Here is a 16,412-nt window from a genome sequence, read left to right as displayed (position 1 = left end):
GAGGAGGGCTCGGCCAGGCAGAATGGTGAAACCATGTCGCCTTTCACGCCCACCCTCCGTCTGCACGACCGCTACGTACTGCACGAGCGGATCGGCCTCGGCGGCATGTCCGAGGTGTGGCGGGCCGACGACGACGTGCTAGGCCGACCGGTAGCGATCAAGGTCCTCGCCGGGCAGTTCGCCACCGACCCGCACCTGCGGGCCACCATCCAACGCGAGGCCCGCGCGGCCGCCCGGCTCACCCACCCCCACGTCACCCAGGTGTACGACTACGCCGAGGCCACCCTGGTCGACGGTGCCGTCGTCCCGTACCTGGTGATGGAGCTGGTCGAGGGCCACAATCTCGCCGACCGGCTCCGCAACGGCCCGCTTCCCTGGCCGGAGGCGGTCCGGGTGGCCGGTCAGATCGCCGCCGCGCTCGCCGCCGCACACCGCATCGGCGTCGTGCACCGCGACGTCAAGCCCGGCAACGTCATGCTCACCGACACCGGCGCCAAGGTGCTCGACTTCGGTATCGCCGCGCTCGGCGGGCTCGACGGCCAGTCCGGCGAACCACTGATGGGCACCCCCGCCTACTTCGCCCCGGAACGGCTCAGAGCCGGCCCGCCCGACCCGGCCAGCGACGTGTACGCCCTCGGCGCGCTGCTCTACCGCACCCTCACCGGTCAGGCCCCCCTGCCCGTGCAGAGCTGGGAGGACGCCCTGGAGGTGCACCGGCGCGGCACTGTCGTGCCGCCGCTGCGGGTGCCCGGTCTCCCCGCCGACCTCGCCGACCTGACGCTCGCCTGCCTGGCCGCGAACCCGGCCGACCGGCCCAGCGCCGCCCACCTGGCCCGCCGCTTCGGGGCGGGCCAGCCGGTCGAGCCGCCCACCGAGATGCTGCGCGTCCTGCCGGCCGCCCACCCGCCCACCCTGATCGACCGCTCGGCCGCCCGCCCCGCCCCGGTCGCCGCCGTGCCGTCCCGCAGCCGGTCGCGCCGGCCCGTCGCCGTGCTGGTCGCGGCCGGCCTCGCCGTGCTCGTCGGTGTCGGTGCCCTGATCACCCAGGGCCGGCTGGGCACCTCGGGCACACCCGACCGGGCCGACGTCGCCGGCGCGCCGTCGGCCTCCGCCCCGGCACCCCGACCCACGACGCAGTCGCCGACACCGAAACCGCCGCCCTCGCCGTCACCGGCCGCCGGCACCGCGCCCCCGACCGCCGGGCAGCAGGTGCCGGTCAGCCTCCGCGAGGTGACCGGCGAGTTCGCCGCCGTCCTCGCCGGCGCGCTGGCCCGTGGTGACGTCGACCGCAAGACCGCCGAAGACCTGCGCGACGAACTCGCCGACCTGAACCGCCACACCTGGGACCGGGCCAAGCGCGTCGCCGAGCTGCGGGAACACATCGCCGAGTTGGTGGAGCGCGACCGATTGTCAGCGCGCACGGGCGCCCAGCTCGACGATCTGCTCGCACGGACCAGCAGCATTGTCACCGGCCGTACGGACGACTGATACCTGCGTCTATGCCGCTGGCATGATGTCCCGATGCGGACACGTCTGATCTTCGTGCGACACGGCGAGTCGCTCCACCAGCTCGAAGGAATCGTGGGCGGACCACGTGGATGCCGGGGCCTCACCCCCCTCGGCCACGAGCAGGCCGACGACCTCGCCAAGCGGCTCACCGGCGAGGTCGCCGCCGACCGACCCGTCGCGGTCTATTCGTCCGTGCTGCGGCGGGCCGTCGAGACAGCGCAACCCATCGCCACCGCGTTCGGCGTCCGGCCGGTGGCCGACTGTGGCCTGTGCACCTGGCACACACCCCCGTACGCCGACGGCCTGCCGGCCGCCCGCTTCCGCACCGAACACGCGGTGCCCGGCGGGGGTGTGTTCCGGCCGTTCGAGGAGGGCAACGAGAGCTGGGCCGAGCTGGTGATGCGCGTCAGCCGGGCGATCATGGAGATCGCCGATCGGCACCGGGGTTCCACAGTGGTCCTGGTCGGTCACAGCGAGACCGTCGAGGGTGCGTTCCACGCGCTCGCCGCGCAGCCGGTCTTCCGGGCGTTCGACCTGGACGTGCCCCCGGCCTCGATCACCGAGTGGACGACCGACCACGATCCGGGCGGTTGGCCGCCGGCCCGTTGGACGCTCCGTCGTTTCGCCGACACCGGCGGGTGGGCCCGGGCGTGACCCGTTCGTCGACGACCGACGGCCACCTGTTCGCCGTCGCCGGCACGGCGTGGCCGTCCGCCTGCTCCCGCCGGTCGTAGTCTCGCAGGATGACGACGATGCAGACGCACACCCTCGCCGTACCCGGTGCCGACCTGGCCTACGACGTCCGCGGTCCGCTGCCCCCGACCGGCGGACGCCCCGTGCTGCTGATGATCGGTCAGCCGATGACGGCGGAGGGCTTCAGCGCGCTCGCGCCGCACTTCACGGACCGTACCGTCGTCACCTACGACCCGCGTGGCCTCGGCCGCAGCGTCCGCACGGACGGCCGGATCGACCACACGCCGCAGCAGCAGGCGGCCGACCTGCACCTGCTGGTCGAGGCCCTCGGTGCCGGCCCGGTCGACGTGTTCGCCAGTAGCGGCGGCGCGGTGACGGCACTCGAACTCGTCGCGACGTACCCCGGTGACGTCGGCACGCTGGTGGCGCACGAACCCCCGATCAACGCAGTGCTCCCCGACGCCCACGCCGCCGAGCGGGCCCGCGCCGGGTTCTACGACGCGTACCAGGCGAAGGGGACCGGCGCCGGCATGGCCGCGTTCATCGCGATGACGTCCTGGCAGGGCGAGTTCACCGACGCGTACTTCGCCCAGCCCACGCCCGACCCGGCGATGTTCGGCCTGTCGACCGACGACGACGGCACCCGCGACGACCCGTTGCTGTCGAAGAACTCGTGGGCGGTCACCGACTACCGGCCGGACGCGGGACTGCTCGCCGCCGCGCCGACCCGGATCGTGATCGCGGTGGGGGAGGAGTCGGCGGGGACGTACACCGCGCGAACGGCCCACGGCCTGGCGGCCCTGCTCGGTCAGCAGGCGGTGGTGTTCCCCAGTCACCACGGCGGCTTCCTCGGCGGCGAGTTCGGCTACGCGGGCAAGCCCGAGGAGTTCGCGGCCCGGCTGCGGGAGGTGCTGGACGCCGGCTGACCGGGCTGGGTCACCCGCGCTGCTCGCTCAGGATCTGCTCCCGCAGGATCTCGGCGTGCCCGCAGTGCTGGGCCAGCTCGCGCAGCACGTGCAGGTACACCCAGCGCAGCGGCAGCGGGCCACGCCGGTGGCCGGGCAGCACGTCGTCCAGGCCGAGCGACGACGTCGCGCGGCGGGAGGCCTCGCAGGCCTCGCGGTGGGCCTGCTGCACGCTGGCGATCGTGTCGTCGTCGTCGAGCACGAACGACTCGTTCGGCGTCGCGGGAATGCCGATCTCGGCGCGAGAGCGGCGGGTGACGGCCTCGTCGAACCAGACCTTCTCCACGAAGGTGGCGTGCTTCACCAGACCCAGCAGCGTGGTCCGGGACGGCACCAACGATCGCCGCGCCTGCTCCTCGGTCAGCCCGTCCAGGTAGCCGTCGAGCGCCCGGCGATGCTCGTCGACGAACGCCTCGAACTGCGCCTGCTCCGGCAAGGCGATGACGTCGGGTGCGAAGGTCCCGGGAAAGGATGTCATCCGCGCAGCATCCCAACGTCATCGTCGGCATGCAAACACGTCAGCCGAAGGAGAGGAGAGCACCGCGCTCGTCGAAGCGGGCCGTGGCCGCCCAGGCGATCTCCCAGCGGTTGCCCTCCGGGTCGGCGAGGTAACCGGAGCGCCCACCCCACGGCCGGTCGACCGGCTCCGCCACCACCGTCGCGCCCGCCGCGACGGCCGCGGCGAAGGCCGTGTCGACCTCGGCGCGGCTGTCGACGTTGCAGGCCAGGGTGACTCCGGACCAACCACCGGCCGGCGCGGCCACGCCCGGCGCCGCCTCGGCGGCCAGTTCCGGCAGCGGGTAGAGCGCGAGCAGGACGCCACCGAGCAGGAAGGCCGACCAGCCGTCGTCACTGCTCGGCAGCTCGGGCCACCCCAGCGACCGGTAGAACGACCGCAGCGTGGCGACGTCGCGTGCACCCAGCGTGACCACGGACAGTCGGGAGGGGACGGTGCTCATGGTCCGACCGTAACGCGGTCACCGTCCGCCACTCGCCCGGGGACGCAACGGCACCGCTCGTCCGGAGACCACGGCGTCACCCTGACCGCGCCGGTCGCCGCCACGGTCGGGTCACGTCCGGCGACCGGTCAGTCGAGGCGGACGCTGACCGACTCGCCCGGCTCGACTCCCGCGCGGGCGTACACCTCGCCCTGCGGTGTCCAGACCCCCGACCGCCCCGCCGCCTCGGTGTACCCGCCACCGGTCGAGCCGGCGAAGCTCGCCACCGCCACCCAGACCCGGTGCGCGGCCGTGATCCGCCCGGCCCGCTCGTCGATCACCGCCGAGTCCTCGGCCGACTCCAGCACACCCGCCGCGTACACGTCGATCCCGAGCGCGGCGGCCCGCGCCGCGTGTGCGGCGATCCCGGTGTCCTTGCAGATCGCCAACCCCACCCGCCAACCGTCCACATCGAGGACCGTCGGGGCGCCGCCCGGTCGGAAACGGCGGGACTCCGCGCCGCCCAACCACATCTTCCGGTACGCCACGGTCACCCCGCCCCCGGTCACCGCCAGCACCGCGATGTGGTCGCCCGCGACCGGCGCACCGGCCAGAGCCAACGCGCCCGTCTCCGCGCACGCCTCGACCAGCGGCGTCAACCGCGGGTCGTCGACCGACACGACCGGCGCGTCCAACTCGTACCCCGTCAGCGACAGCTCCGGGAAGACCACCACCCGGGCGCGCGCCGCGCGGACCGCGGCGGCGTGCGCCACCGCGTTCTCTCCGACATCCAGGGGTACGCACGCCGGCTGCGCCGCCGCGAGCCGCAACGGGGTGCGGTTTTCCACACCCCCACCGATGTGGTCGACTCGTGCGGTCGGGCGGTCGTCCTCATGGTCGACTCTCAGGATCGCTTCGTACCGTGGGGGCATGATTCGAACGTCCCACGTCGTGCTCGCCACCGGAACCCCCACCGCCGCGGCGGAACCGCCGCAGGGCGGGATCGTCGGTTACGTCACTGACCTGGTGGAACGGCTCGGCGGCCCCGGTGCCGGCCTGGCGGTGGCGCTGGAGAACCTCTTCCCGCCGATCCCGAGTGAGGTGATCCTGCCGCTGGCCGGGTTCGTCGCGGCGCAGGGACGGATGAGTCTGGTCGGTGCGATCTTCTGGACCACGCTGGGCTCGGTCGTGGGTGCACTGGCGCTCTACCTGATCGGCGCGTCGCTGGGGCGCGACCGGATGCGCGCCATCGCGGCCCGGCTGCCGTTGGTGAAGCTCGCCGACGTGGACCGGACCGAGGCGTGGTTCATCCGGCACGGCGTGAAGGCCGTCTTCTTCGGCCGGATGATCCCGATCTTCCGGAGCCTGATCTCCATTCCGGCCGGGGTGGAGCGGATGCCTGTCGCCACGTTCCTGATCTACACCACGTTGGGCAGCCTGATCTGGAACACCACGTTCGTGCTCGCCGGCTATTTCCTCGGCGACAACTGGCATCTGGTCGAGGGCTACGCCGGCATGCTCCAGAAGGTGGTGATCGTCGTCTGCGCGGCGGCGGCCGCCTGGTTCGTCGGGTCGCGTGTGCTGCGCGCCCGCCGCGCCGCCCGCAACCCCGAACCGGCCGCTCCCGAGCAGAGCGACCTGAACGGTGTGCCCGACCCAGCCGGTCGCGGCACCCTCTACCGAAGCGGCTCGTGGGCCTCGGACGAGCGCTGACCGGCCCGATCCGGTTCCCTCCGCTCTGCCTCACCTGACGCGGCACCCGGTGCCGCCGACCGGTGCGTCAGGGCTCGGCGCGAAAGGTGGACGAGATGGTGGGGGAGCGGCGACCCGGCAGGTGGTGGCACCGGCTCCGGCTGCCGGTCGGCGTCGCCGCCGGAATCGCGACGGCCGGTGTCGGGTTCGCCTTCCTCGCCCTCGTCGCCGCGTTCAGCCTGGGCGCTGTCACGCCTGCGGGCCGCCGTCGGGGCGCTGCCCTGACCAGGAGGTACGCGACGCGGCTGGTGCACCTGGAACATCGCCGCCTGAGCGGGCTGCTCGCCGCGGCAGAGCTGCCCACGGCGAACGATGTGGCGACCCGACGGCAGCTCGGCTACCTGGCCGCCCGACTGCTACCCGGCACGCTCGGCGTGCTGGCGTACGCCGTGCTGGCCATCGGCGTGGTGCTGGCCGGGATCGTGCTGCGCGCCGCCGTACGCGGAGAGCTGGACCTCCTCGACGCCCTGGCCCAGATCGGAGTGGGGGCGGTCCTGCTGCTGCTCAACGTCCAAGCCCTCGCCAGCATCGCGGCGCTGGACGTCCGGTTGGCTCGGCGACTGCTCGGCCCGGATGGTCGAGCGGAGCTGACGCGGCGGGTCCAGGAGCTCACCACCAGCCGGGCCGGGGTCATCGCCGCTGTCGACGCCGAACGGCAGCGCATCGAACGCGACCTGCACGACGGCCTCCAGCAACGCCTGGTCGCCCTCGGCATGCTGCTCGGCCGGGCCCGCCGTGCCCGCGACGCCGACCGTACGCACGCGCTGATCGTGCAGGCACACGAGGACGTACAGCGGGCCGTCGAGGAGTTACGCGAGGTGGCATGGCGGGTCTACCCGTCGGCACTGGACAGCAACGATCTGGGGGAGGTGCTGGCCATCGTCGCCCGCGGATCGGAGGTGCCGGTGCGGATCCGGTGCGAGCTGCCGGTGCGCCCCGAACGGCAGATCGAGACGGTGCTTTACTTCGTGGCCTGCGAGGCGCTCACCAACGCCGCGAAACACGCCGCCGCTAACCTGGTCACCGTCGACATCGAGGCACAGGATGGGTGGGTCCGGATGCGCGTGCACGACGACGGTGTCGGCGGGGCGGAACCGGCCGGGCGCGGCCTGTCCGGGCTGGCCCGGCGGGTCGCCGCCCTGGACGGCCGATTGCAGGTGACCAGCCCGGCCGGCGGTCCGACGATCGTGCAGGCGGAGCTGCCGTGCGGCTAGTCCTCGCCGAAGACTCGACGCTGCTCCGGGAGGGCCTGACGCGGCTCCTCGCCGAGGAGGACCACGAGGTGCTCGCCGGTGTCGGGACCGCCGACGAACTCGTCGAGGCGGTCGGACGAGTCCGTCCCGACGTGGTCGTCACCGACGTCCGGATGCCGCCCACCCACACCGATGACGGGCTACGGGCCGCCCTGGAGATCCGCCGACGGTGGCCCGACACCGGCGTCCTGGTGCTCTCCCAGTACGTGGAGCGGCGGTACGCGGGCCGGCTGCTCGCCGACCGCCCCGAAGGAGTCGGCTACCTGCTCAAGGACCGCGTCGCCCAGGTGGACGACTTCCTCGACGCACTCGACCGGGTCGCCGCCGGAGGCACCGCCCTCGACCCGGAGGTGATCCGTCAGGTGGTGGCCGGCTCGGAGCGGCCCGACCCGCTCGGTCGGCTCACGCCGCGCGAACGGGACGTGCTGCACGAGATGGCGCAGGGCCACACGAACCTCGCCATCGCGCAGCGGCTGCACGTGTCGCAGAGTGCGGTCGAGAAGCACGTCAACGCCATCTTCGACAAACTCGACCTCACTCACGCGGCCGGCTACAGCCGACGAATCCTCGCCGTCCTGCGATATCTGGGCACCTGACGTCCTTACCTCTGCGACGTAGCCGCCCCGCCTTGATCCACTCGACGTCGGCGAAACGGCGGTATCCGTCACCCAGGACACCCCAACTTCGCCGAAGTCGAGTGGATCAAGCCCACGTACGCGGACTGTGCGGCATGCGTACGTGGGTGGCGTGGATTACCGCCCGGTTCGGGTATCGAGCCCGCGATGTCCGGTCCGGGTGGACGAATTGTCTGGTATCGGACTGTGGTCGGCTGCACTCGTGGGCCGGAATGATGGTCGGGCGGGGGTCGTTACATACTCCGACGATCGCAGGACCACGGCCGCTGGCTCGACCGGCCGGCCCCGGAATGACCCCGGTTCGCAGATCGTTGCACCTGGACCCCGGCCCGACCGGTACCCCGCTTCACCGGGTGCCAGCGGATGGTCCATCCCCGGAATGACCCCGGCCCCCGGGTCGTTACACCTGGGCCCCGGCGCCGCGAGCCCCCCGCTCGCAGGCCGCCGATGATCCCCCAAAGACTTTGTTGCAGCGCCGGACGAGGTGCTCACACCCGTGGCATCACTGCGGGTGTTCCTACCCCCGAAGGAGCTTCCCCCATGAACACGATCATGCGTAAGAGTGTGCTGTCCGTTGCTGGTCTGGCGTTCGCCGGTGGTGTGTTCGCCGGTCCGATCGCCGCCCACGCCAACCCGGTCGATGCCAAGCCTGCCGCTGTCGCGGTGCCGTCGGCGGCACCGAAGCCGCAGGGCGAGCAGTCGCACATCGACCTGAACGACGAGCAGACGGCCAACGTCAAGGCGATCATCGACGCCACGAAGAAGGCCGGTCTGCCGGAGCGGGCCGCGGTGATCTCGATCGCGACGAGCCTGCAGGAGTCCAAGCTGGAGAACCTCGGCCACCTCGGCGACGCCAACGACCACGACTCGCTGGGCCTGTTCCAGCAGCGCCCGTCCAGTGGTTGGGGCACGCCGGAGCAGATCACCGACCCGGCCTACTCGACCACCGCGTTCCTCAAGGGCCTCAAGCAGGTCGACGGGTGGCAGGGCATGCCGCTGACGGATGCCGCGCAGACCGTGCAGGTCTCGGCCTACCCCGACGCCTACGCCCAGTGGGAGCAGCAGGCCACCGAGCTGGTCGCCCAGCACTGGAACAGCTGACCCCCAACCGCACCAACCGACCGCTGGCCGGCACCCCCACAACGGGGTGCCGGCCAGCGGCACATCCACACCGAGATCTTGGGACAGTTTCCGTTACGCGAGAACGGAAACTGTCCAAGATCTCGTGATGCGGCGGTGTGGCAGCGCGCTTCGGGATGGTGTGAGGTAGCGCGGCAAGGAAGTTGCGGCGGGAAGCGGGACGCCGGGAACAACGTCGGGGTCGGGCTGGTTGTGGAGGGTGTCGGTGTGACTCAGTGTCCCCGGGCCTCACCTATATCGCCCTCGCGGAATACCGTTCGGCTGGAGCCGCGTCGTGCCACTCGCCGAGAGGCGACCTGCACACCGACACCAGCGCCGCCCCCGACCCACACGGCCGGGGGCGGCGCTGTCTCTGCTGAGAGGGCGGCGGCACAATGTCCGGATGACAGACGCGCAGCCGTGGTCCGAGCAGCCGGGCGTACTCGTACTCCCCAGTGGGGTTGCGGTGCGCGGGCGCCGTGTCGCTGCGGAGACCTCGCCTGCCGACTTCGCCGTGCTGTTGGCACCTGGTCCGGTGCCGGCCTGGCCGCATCGGCGGATCCGGTGGCCCGATTTCTGGGTTCCGCTGGATCGCGCCGACGCCCTCGATGCCCTGCGGGAGGCACTGCGGCGGGCGCACGACGGCGAACGCGTCGAGGTGGCCTGTCGGGGTGGGGTGGGCCGCACCGGAACGGCCCTGGCCGCGTTGGCGATCCTCGACGGTCTGCCGGTCGAGCGGGCGGTGCCGTGGGTGCGGGCGGGCTACCACCTGAAGGCGGTGGAGACCCCCTGGCAGCGGCGCTGGCTACGCGGCGTCGCCTGAGCCGCAAACCTCCACACGCTTCGACCGGACCGCGCGCACGCCCTGGCCAAGCCGTGCACCCCGTCGCGCCCCCGACCGGCTGCGGGCACGCCCCTGGCCGGCCGCGCGCACAGCCCGGAAAGCCCGAACCCACAAGCGTCACCCCCTGGGGATCACCGCCGGTTCGGTGACGTACTCGCGTAGGTGGGTGGCGGTGAGGGTGTCACCGTGGGCCACCAGGTCGGCGGGGGTGCCGGTGAAGACGACCCGGCCTCCGTCGTGTCCCGCCCCGGGGCCCATGTCGATCAGCCAGTCCGCGTGCGCCATGACCGCCTGGTGGTGCTCGATGACGATCACCGTGTTGCCGGCGTCGACCATCCGGTCGAGCAGGGCCAGCAACTGATCCACGTCGGCCAGGTGCAGGCCGGTGGTGGGTTCGTCCAGGACGTACGTGGTGGTCTTCTCCGCCAGGTGGATGGCGAGCTTGAGTCGTTGCCGCTCGCCGCCGGACAGGGTGGTCAACGGCTGACCGAGGCTGAGGTAGCCCAGCCCGACGTCGACCAGACGGTTGAGGATGGGGTGCGGGAAGAACCCGTGCGCCTCGGTGACCGACATGGCCAGCACCTCGCTGATGTTCTTGCCGCGCAGCGTGTACGTGAGCACCTCGTCGGTGAAGCGTCGGCCCTCGCACCGTTCGCAGACGCTCGCCACGCCGGCCATCATCGCCAGGTCCGTGTAGATCAGGCCGATGCCTTTGCAGGCCGGGCAGGCGCCCTCGGAGTTGGCGCTGAACAAGGCGGCCTTGACCCCGTTGGCCTTGGCGAACGCGGTGCGGATCGGGTCGAGCAGCCCGCTGTAGGTGGCCGGGTTGCTGCGCCGGGAGCCACGGATCGGGGACTGGTCCACGATCACGACGCCGGGTCGGCCGCGCAGCGACCCGTGGATCAGCGAGCTCTTGCCGGAGCCGGCCACGCCAGTGACCACGGTGAGCACGCCGAGCGGGATGTCCACGTCCACGTCGCGCAGGTTGTGCAGGTCGGCCTGGCGGATGGCGAGCTGGCCGGTGGGTCGGCGTACGTCGGCGCGCAGGGTCACCCGGTGGTCCAGGTGCCGACCGGTCAGGGTGTCGGAGCGGCGTAGCTCGGCGACGTCACCGGCGAAGCAGATCCGACCGCCGTCGCTGCCGGCCCCGGGGCCGAGGTCGACCACGTGGTCGGCGATCGTGATGGTCTCCGGTTTGTGCTCGACCACCAGCACGGTGTTGCCCTTGTCGCGCAGTCGCAGCAGCAGGTCGTTCATCCGGGCGATGTCGTGCGGGTGCAGGCCGACGGTGGGCTCGTCGAAGACGTACGTGACGTCGGAGAGGCTGGAGCCGAGGTGCCGGACCATCTTCACCCGTTGCGCCTCGCCGCCGGAGAGGGTCGCCGACTCGCGGTCCAGGCTGAGGTAGCCCAGCCCGATCTCGACCAGGGACTCCAACAGGTCGCGGAGGTTGGCGACGAGTGGGGCTGCTCCCGGGTCGTCGACGCCCCGAACGAACGCGGCCAGGTCGCTGATCTGCATGGCCGAGCACTCGGCGATGTTCCGTCCGGCGATCCGCGACGACAGGGCTGCCGCGTTGAGGCGGGTGCCGCCGCAGTCGCCGCAACTGGTGAAGGTGACCGCCCGGTCGACGAAGGCGCGGATGTGCGGTTGCATCGACTCGCGGTCCTTGGCCAGTAGGAGCCGCTTGACCTTGACCGCCAGACCCTCGTACGTCCAGTTGTTGCTGCCCACCTTGATCTTCGTGGCCGGCTTGTGGAGGAAGTCGTCCCACTGCTGCGGGGTGAAGTCCTGCAGCTTGACGTCGGGGTCGAACAGGCCGGAGCCGACGATGGTCTGCCAGTACCAGGAGCCGACGGCGAAGTTGGGCGCGGTGATCGCGCCGTCGTTGAGGGAGCGTTCGACGTCGACCAACTCGTTGATGTCGAGGTCGGAGACCCGGCCCAGCCCTTCGCAGGTGAGGCACATGCCCTCGGGCAGGTTGAAGCTGAACGCCCCGGCGCCGCCCACCACCGGTCGGCCGAGCCGGCTGAACAGGATCCGCAGCATCGCGTACGCGTCGGTGGCGGTGCCGACGGTGGAGCGGGAGTTGACGCCCATCCGTTCCTGGTCGACGACGATGGCCGCGCTGAGGTTGCGCAGCGAGTCGACGTCCGGCCGGTTGAGGTTCGGCATGAACGACTGGAGGAAGGCGCTGTAGGTCTCGTTGATCATGCGCTGGGACTCGGCGGCGATGGTGCCGAAGACGAGCGACGACTTGCCGGAGCCGGAGACGCCGGTGAAGACCGTCAACCGGCGTTTGGGGATGTCGACCGAGACGCTGGCGAGGTTGTTCTCCCGCGCTCCGCGTACCTCGATCATGTCGTGGCTGTCGGCTGCGGACCATGCTGGCTGCGACATGCGGACCCTTCACGAATTCGTGGCGGGACTCGTGCCCGCCGGGCTGACGGATTCCATTGTCTCATTCATCCCCATGTAGAGACTTTCGCCGAGATAGCCGAGCAGACCGCGAGGAACTGCTCCGGAAAGTCTCAAATCACGTGGTAACCGGTACGGTTGCCGTCGTGACCTCCGGACCCGTCGAACGGCTGCGCGCCGTCGACCTCGCCGCCACCGTCGGGATCTCGGTGCAGCAGGTGCGCAACTACGTCGAGCAGGGGGTGTTGCCGCCGGTGCGCCGCACCGCCAGCGGTTACCGGATCTTCACGACCGAGCACGCGCGGGCGCTGACCGTGGCGCGCCGCCTGGCCGAGGGGCACGGCTGGATCCGTACCCGGGAGATCATGGCGGCGGTGCACTCCGGTGACCTGCCGACGGCCCTGGCGGCGCTCGACGGCGGCCATGCCGAACTGGACCGGGAGCGCGCGGAGATCCGCCGGGTGCTCGGCGCCTTCGAGACCGTGCTGGCCAGCCCGTCGCAGGCCCGGCCCGCCCCACGCCGCGACGCCCGCATCGGCGAGGTCGCCGACCTGGTCGGCGTCCGGACCTCGCAGCTCCGGCTGTGGGAGGACCGCGGGCTGCTGCGGCCGGGTCGCGCCCCGGGCACCAACTACCGGGTGTACGACGAGGTGGAGCTACGCGCCGCGCAGGTCATCGCGCTGCTGCGCCGGGGCGTGTACCCGTTCGAGATCATCGAGGCGGTGCTGGGCGAGCTGCGGACCACCGGCAGCCCGCAGCGGGTGCGCGCCGAACTGGCCCGCCGCGAGCAGGAGCTGCACGCCCGCAGCCTGCGCCGACTGCGGGGCAGCGCCGCGCTGCACGACTACCTGAGCGCTCGGGTTGACCCCGCATCCCGTCCCGCCGGGCGATCGTCGTGACTAGGGTCGGGCACATGAGAGCTGCGCTGCTGGCGGCCACGACGTCCGCCGTCCTGCTCGCTCCCGCTCCGGTCGCCGCGGCGGGAGCGTCCGCCGTGCCGTCGGTGCGATGCCCCCGGGTTGCGGTGTCGGCGATGTCCCGTCCACCCCGGCCCTCGCCCCCGCCCGCCGTGCCCGCGCAGCGGGTCGTCGGCGGCGTCGGGCTGGACACCGCCGGTCTGGTCGTGCCGGCCGATGTCGCCGCCCCACCGGCTGTCAGCGCCACGTCGTGGCTGGTCGCCGACCTGGACAGCGGCCAGGTGCTCGGCGGTTGCGGCCCGCACGAGTACGGCACCCCGGCCAGCGTGCAGAAGCTCCTGCTGGCGGCCACGATGCTGCCCCGGCTGGACCCGAAGCAGACGGTCACCGTCACCGACGACGACATGAACATCGAACCCGGCTCCTCGGCCGTGGGCCTGGTCGCCGGAGGCCGGTACACCATCGAGACCATCTGGCTCGGGTTGCTGCTCAACTCCGGCAACGAGGCCGCCAACGCGCTGGCCCGACTCGGCAGCGGCACGGACAGCGCCGCCGGCGTACGCGCCATGAACGAGCACGCGCACCACCTCGGCGCGCTCCAGACGCACGCGGTCACCCCGTCCGGGCTGGACGGGGCGGGCCAGTTCACCAGCGCGTACGACCTGGCGTTGATCGCCCGCGCCTGCTTCGCCCAGCCGACCTTCCGTCGGTACGCGTTGACCGAGCAGACGTCGATTCCGGCCCAGCGGGCGCAACGCACCAAGGGTTTCGCCATCCAGAACGAGAACCAGCTCATCTACCGGTACCCGGGTGCGCTCGGCGGCAAGACCGGCTTCACCGACCTCGCCCGGCACACCTACGTGGGGGCGGCGGAACGGGGAGGACGACGGCTGGTGGTGACCCTGCTGGGTGCCGAGTCGGCGCCGAAGCGCGGCTGGGAGCAGGGTGCGGCCCTGCTCGACTGGGGGTTCACCGTGCCCCGGGACGCCTCAGTCGGCCGGTTGGTCGAGCCGGGCGAGCTGACCGCCACGCCGTCGGCGGCGCCGTCCGCGTTGGCGGTTCCCGGCGCGCCCCGACCGGCGGCGGCCAGCGGGCCGGGGCACAGCGACGCGGGATGGCTCTGGTCGGTGACCGCGGCCAGTGGCGCGGCCGTGCTGGGCTTGATGGGTGGACTGCTGTGGCGGCGTCGCCGTCGCCTGCCCTGACGAATCGACATCCGGCGCTGCCCTCCATAGACTCCGGTCTTCGTGGCACCACGAGTCCAGGAGGATCCCTGTGTCGAGTGAACTCCCACCGCGCCTCCGCGTGGCGACACCCCGCCGCGTCCTGACCCGCCTCGCGGGGGTGACAGTGCTCGCCGGGGCGCTGGTCGTCGGCGCGTCCGCCGCCGCGCTCGCCGCGCCGGGCCCGTCGGCAGACGGGGCGAACGCACCGGGCACGTCGGCCGCGTCCGCTGCACAACGCATCGACGCCGCCACTCGACCGCCGCGCACCACGCACGGCCCGTGTGCGTACACCGAGACGCCGGACGAGCCGGCGGCCCGACCGGTGCCGCTGCCGCCCGACCCGCGACGCACCCCGGCCCGGGGCATGGTCCGGGTGACCCTGGCGACCAACCACGGCCCGATCGGGTTGACCCTGGACCGGGCCGCCGCGCCGTGCACCGTGCAGAGCTTCCTGCACCTGGTCGGCAAGCGGTTCTACGACCGTACGTCGTGCCACCGGCTCACCGCGTACCCGACGCTGAGCGTGTTGCAGTGCGGTGACCCCTCCGGCACCGGCGAGGGCGGCCCGGGATACCGCTACCGCGACGAACTGCCGACCGGCCTGCCGCCGGCGCCGACCGACCCGACCGGGGAACGCCGGGTGTACGCCCGTGGCGTCCTCGCGATGGCCAACGCCGGGCCGGACACCAACGGCAGCCAGTTCTTCCTGGTGTACGCGAACTCGGCGCTGCGCCCCAACTACACGATCTTCGGTGCGGTCGACGGTGCCGGGCTGGCCACCCTGGACCGGATCGCCGCCGGGGGAGTGGCCCCGACCGCCGAGGACCCCGCGCCCGTCGACGGCGCGCCCGCGCTGCCGGTGACGATCCGCAAGGCCGTCCGCTCGCACCACCACCACTGATCCGGCGGCGCGGTGGGAGACCAGTCGTCGCTCACCGCGCCCGCCGGCGGCCCGGCATGGACGGGTCACCTTCCGGCGGCCTGCTGGCATGCCCGCGCAGGGCCATCACCCCGAACCGGCCTCGGCCGGGTTGCTGTCCGGCGGCCGCAATTACCGGAACCGGATCGGAAGCGCTCCGACCGGTCTCCGGCGCAGGTCCGGCCGTCACGACGGGCCGGGCGAGCCGGTCGGCGGGGCGGCGGTGCTGTCCCGCACGACCAGTTCGGTGGCGAGTTCGACACGGGGCGAGTCGATGCCCTCGCCCTGGGACAGGCGCAGCACGGTCCGGGCCGCCAACCGTCCCATCTCGACCAGGGGCTGGCGCACCGTGGTCAGCGGCGGTGACGCCCACCGGGCCTCCGGCAGGTCGTCGAAGCCGACGACGCTGACGTCGTCGGGCACTCGCAAGCCTCGGCGTCGAATGGCCTCGTAGACGCCGAAGGCCATCTGGTCGCTGGCGGCGAAGATGGCGGTCGGCGGGTCGGGGAGGTCGAGCAGCGCCGTTCCGCCGGAGAAACCGGAGGCGTGGTAGAAATCGCCCGGGTAGATGAGCGCGTCGTCCACCGGCACCCCGGCGGCCTCCAACCCGGCCCGGTAACCGTCCAGGCGTGCGCGGCTGCACAGCAGATGCGTGGGGCCGGCCACGAAGCCGATGCGCCGGTGCCCGATCGACAGCAGGTGTTCGGTGGCGGCGAGCCCACCGGCCCAGTTGGTCGCGCCGATGGTCGGCACGTCCATGGCGGGAACGCCGGCCGGGTCGACGACCACCACCGGCACGTTGAGGCGGCGGAGCTGCGCGTGCAGCGGCGGGCTCAGGTGCGAGGTCACGAAGATGACACCGTCGGTGGCCCGGGCGCGCAGATTCTGCAGCCACTGCCGGGCGGCGGTGGGCTGTCGGTGGATCGCGGACACCACGGTGCCGAGGCCCGCGCCGTGCCCGACATCCTCCACACCGCGGATGATCTCCACGGCCCAGGGGCTGTCCAGGTCGTTGAAGACCAGGTCCACGAGGCCGGCGCGGCGCACGCTGCGGCTGGTGCGCCGCCGGTAGCCGTGGTGACGCAGCAGTTCCTCGACCCGCTCCCGGGTGCCGGGGGCCACATCGGAGCGACCGTTGAGCACCCGTGACACGGTCGGCACCGAGACCCCGGCCTCCCGTGCGATCGCGGTGATGGTCACCCTGCGTCCGTCGTCCGCGCCCAC

16 protein-coding genes are annotated in these 16,412 nt (G+C 72.4%); 11 read left to right on the top strand and 5 right to left on the bottom strand.

From position 1 onward, the window contains the following. Positions 1-33 precede the first annotated feature (33 nt). The 3 genes from O7617_RS31070 (at position 34) to O7617_RS31060 (ending at position 3,128) form a co-directional block, all read left to right on the top strand. A complete protein-coding gene (locus O7617_RS31070) occupies positions 34-1,488 on the top strand; it encodes a serine/threonine-protein kinase (RefSeq protein WP_282260028.1) in 1,455 nt (484 codons plus the stop codon). A gap of 33 nt (positions 1,489-1,521) precedes the next feature. Then, positions 1,522-2,163, top strand: coding sequence for a histidine phosphatase family protein (locus tag O7617_RS31065; RefSeq protein WP_282260026.1), 642 nt, complete (start codon positions 1,522-1,524; stop codon positions 2,161-2,163). Between the two features lie 89 nt (positions 2,164-2,252). Further along, on the top strand, positions 2,253-3,128 hold the full coding sequence (locus O7617_RS31060; protein WP_282260024.1) for an alpha/beta hydrolase: 876 nt from the start codon (positions 2,253-2,255) through the stop codon (positions 3,126-3,128). A gap of 10 nt (positions 3,129-3,138) precedes the next feature. Here the strand turns inward: O7617_RS31060 and O7617_RS31055 are convergent, their stop codons facing one another. From O7617_RS31055 to O7617_RS31045, 3 genes are all read right to left on the bottom strand, one after another. Continuing rightward, positions 3,139-3,645: a DinB family protein gene (locus O7617_RS31055; RefSeq protein WP_282260022.1), complete on the bottom strand. Its 507-nt coding sequence runs from the start codon at positions 3,643-3,645 to the stop codon at positions 3,139-3,141. 40 nt (positions 3,646-3,685) lie between these two features. Continuing rightward, positions 3,686-4,126, bottom strand: coding sequence for a VOC family protein (locus tag O7617_RS31050; RefSeq protein ID WP_282260020.1), 441 nt, complete (start codon positions 4,124-4,126; stop codon positions 3,686-3,688). Positions 4,127-4,254: 128 nt separating this feature from the next. After that, entirely contained in the window at positions 4,255-4,953 is a 699-nt protein-coding gene (locus O7617_RS31045; RefSeq protein ID WP_282260018.1) for a carbon-nitrogen hydrolase family protein, read from the bottom strand. An 82-nt stretch (positions 4,954-5,035) separates the two neighbouring features. On the opposite strand from O7617_RS31045, the gene O7617_RS31040 reads away from it, so the two are divergent. From O7617_RS31040 to O7617_RS31020, 5 genes are all read left to right on the top strand, one after another. Next, positions 5,036-5,818, top strand: a complete 783-nt coding sequence (locus O7617_RS31040; RefSeq protein ID WP_282260017.1) for a DedA family protein — start codon at positions 5,036-5,038, stop codon at positions 5,816-5,818. A gap of 95 nt (positions 5,819-5,913) precedes the next feature. Further along, positions 5,914-7,071, top strand: a complete 1,158-nt coding sequence (locus O7617_RS31035) for a histidine kinase (protein ID WP_282260016.1) — start codon at positions 5,914-5,916, stop codon at positions 7,069-7,071. After that, positions 7,062-7,706, top strand: coding sequence for a response regulator transcription factor (locus O7617_RS31030; RefSeq protein WP_282260014.1), 645 nt, complete (start codon positions 7,062-7,064; stop codon positions 7,704-7,706). Before O7617_RS31035 ends, O7617_RS31030 begins: the two co-directional genes overlap by 10 nt. A gap of 579 nt (positions 7,707-8,285) precedes the next feature. Next, positions 8,286-8,846 (top strand): hypothetical protein, encoded by a 561-nt coding sequence (locus O7617_RS31025; protein WP_282260013.1) that lies wholly within the window; start codon positions 8,286-8,288, stop codon positions 8,844-8,846. Between the two features lie 421 nt (positions 8,847-9,267). After that, a complete protein-coding gene (locus O7617_RS31020) occupies positions 9,268-9,687 on the top strand; it encodes a protein-tyrosine phosphatase family protein (RefSeq protein ID WP_282260011.1) in 420 nt (139 codons plus the stop codon). 138 nt (positions 9,688-9,825) lie between these two features. Here the strand turns inward: O7617_RS31020 and O7617_RS31015 are convergent, their stop codons facing one another. Further along, positions 9,826-12,108 carry an excinuclease ABC subunit UvrA gene (locus tag O7617_RS31015; protein WP_282260010.1) on the bottom strand — a complete coding sequence of 761 codons (2,283 nt, stop codon included), beginning with the start codon at positions 12,106-12,108 and terminating at the stop codon, positions 9,826-9,828. Positions 12,109-12,272: 164 nt separating this feature from the next. On the opposite strand from O7617_RS31015, the gene O7617_RS31010 reads away from it, so the two are divergent. The 3 genes from O7617_RS31010 to O7617_RS31000 all read left to right on the top strand — a co-directional run bounded on the left by O7617_RS31010 (position 12,273) and on the right by O7617_RS31000 (position 15,170). After that, complete coding sequence (locus O7617_RS31010) at positions 12,273-13,025, top strand: MerR family transcriptional regulator (RefSeq protein ID WP_282260009.1); 753 nt, start codon at positions 12,273-12,275, stop codon at positions 13,023-13,025. Between the two features lie 14 nt (positions 13,026-13,039). Continuing rightward, positions 13,040-14,248, top strand: a complete 1,209-nt coding sequence (locus O7617_RS31005) for a serine hydrolase (protein WP_282260007.1) — start codon at positions 13,040-13,042, stop codon at positions 14,246-14,248. Positions 14,249-14,318: 70 nt separating this feature from the next. After that, positions 14,319-15,170 (top strand): peptidylprolyl isomerase, encoded by an 852-nt coding sequence (locus O7617_RS31000; protein ID WP_282260005.1) that lies wholly within the window; start codon positions 14,319-14,321, stop codon positions 15,168-15,170. A gap of 204 nt (positions 15,171-15,374) precedes the next feature. On the opposite strand, the gene O7617_RS30995 is transcribed toward O7617_RS31000, so the two are convergent. Then, complete coding sequence (locus O7617_RS30995) at positions 15,375-16,412, bottom strand: LacI family DNA-binding transcriptional regulator (protein WP_282260004.1); 1,038 nt, start codon at positions 16,410-16,412, stop codon at positions 15,375-15,377.

The sequence above is a fragment of the Micromonospora sp. WMMD1155 genome (assembly GCF_029581275.1).
In the GTDB taxonomy this organism is placed as follows: Bacteria; Actinomycetota; Actinomycetes; order Mycobacteriales; family Micromonosporaceae; genus Micromonospora.
This window is presented reverse-complemented; position numbering and strand designations above follow the sequence as displayed.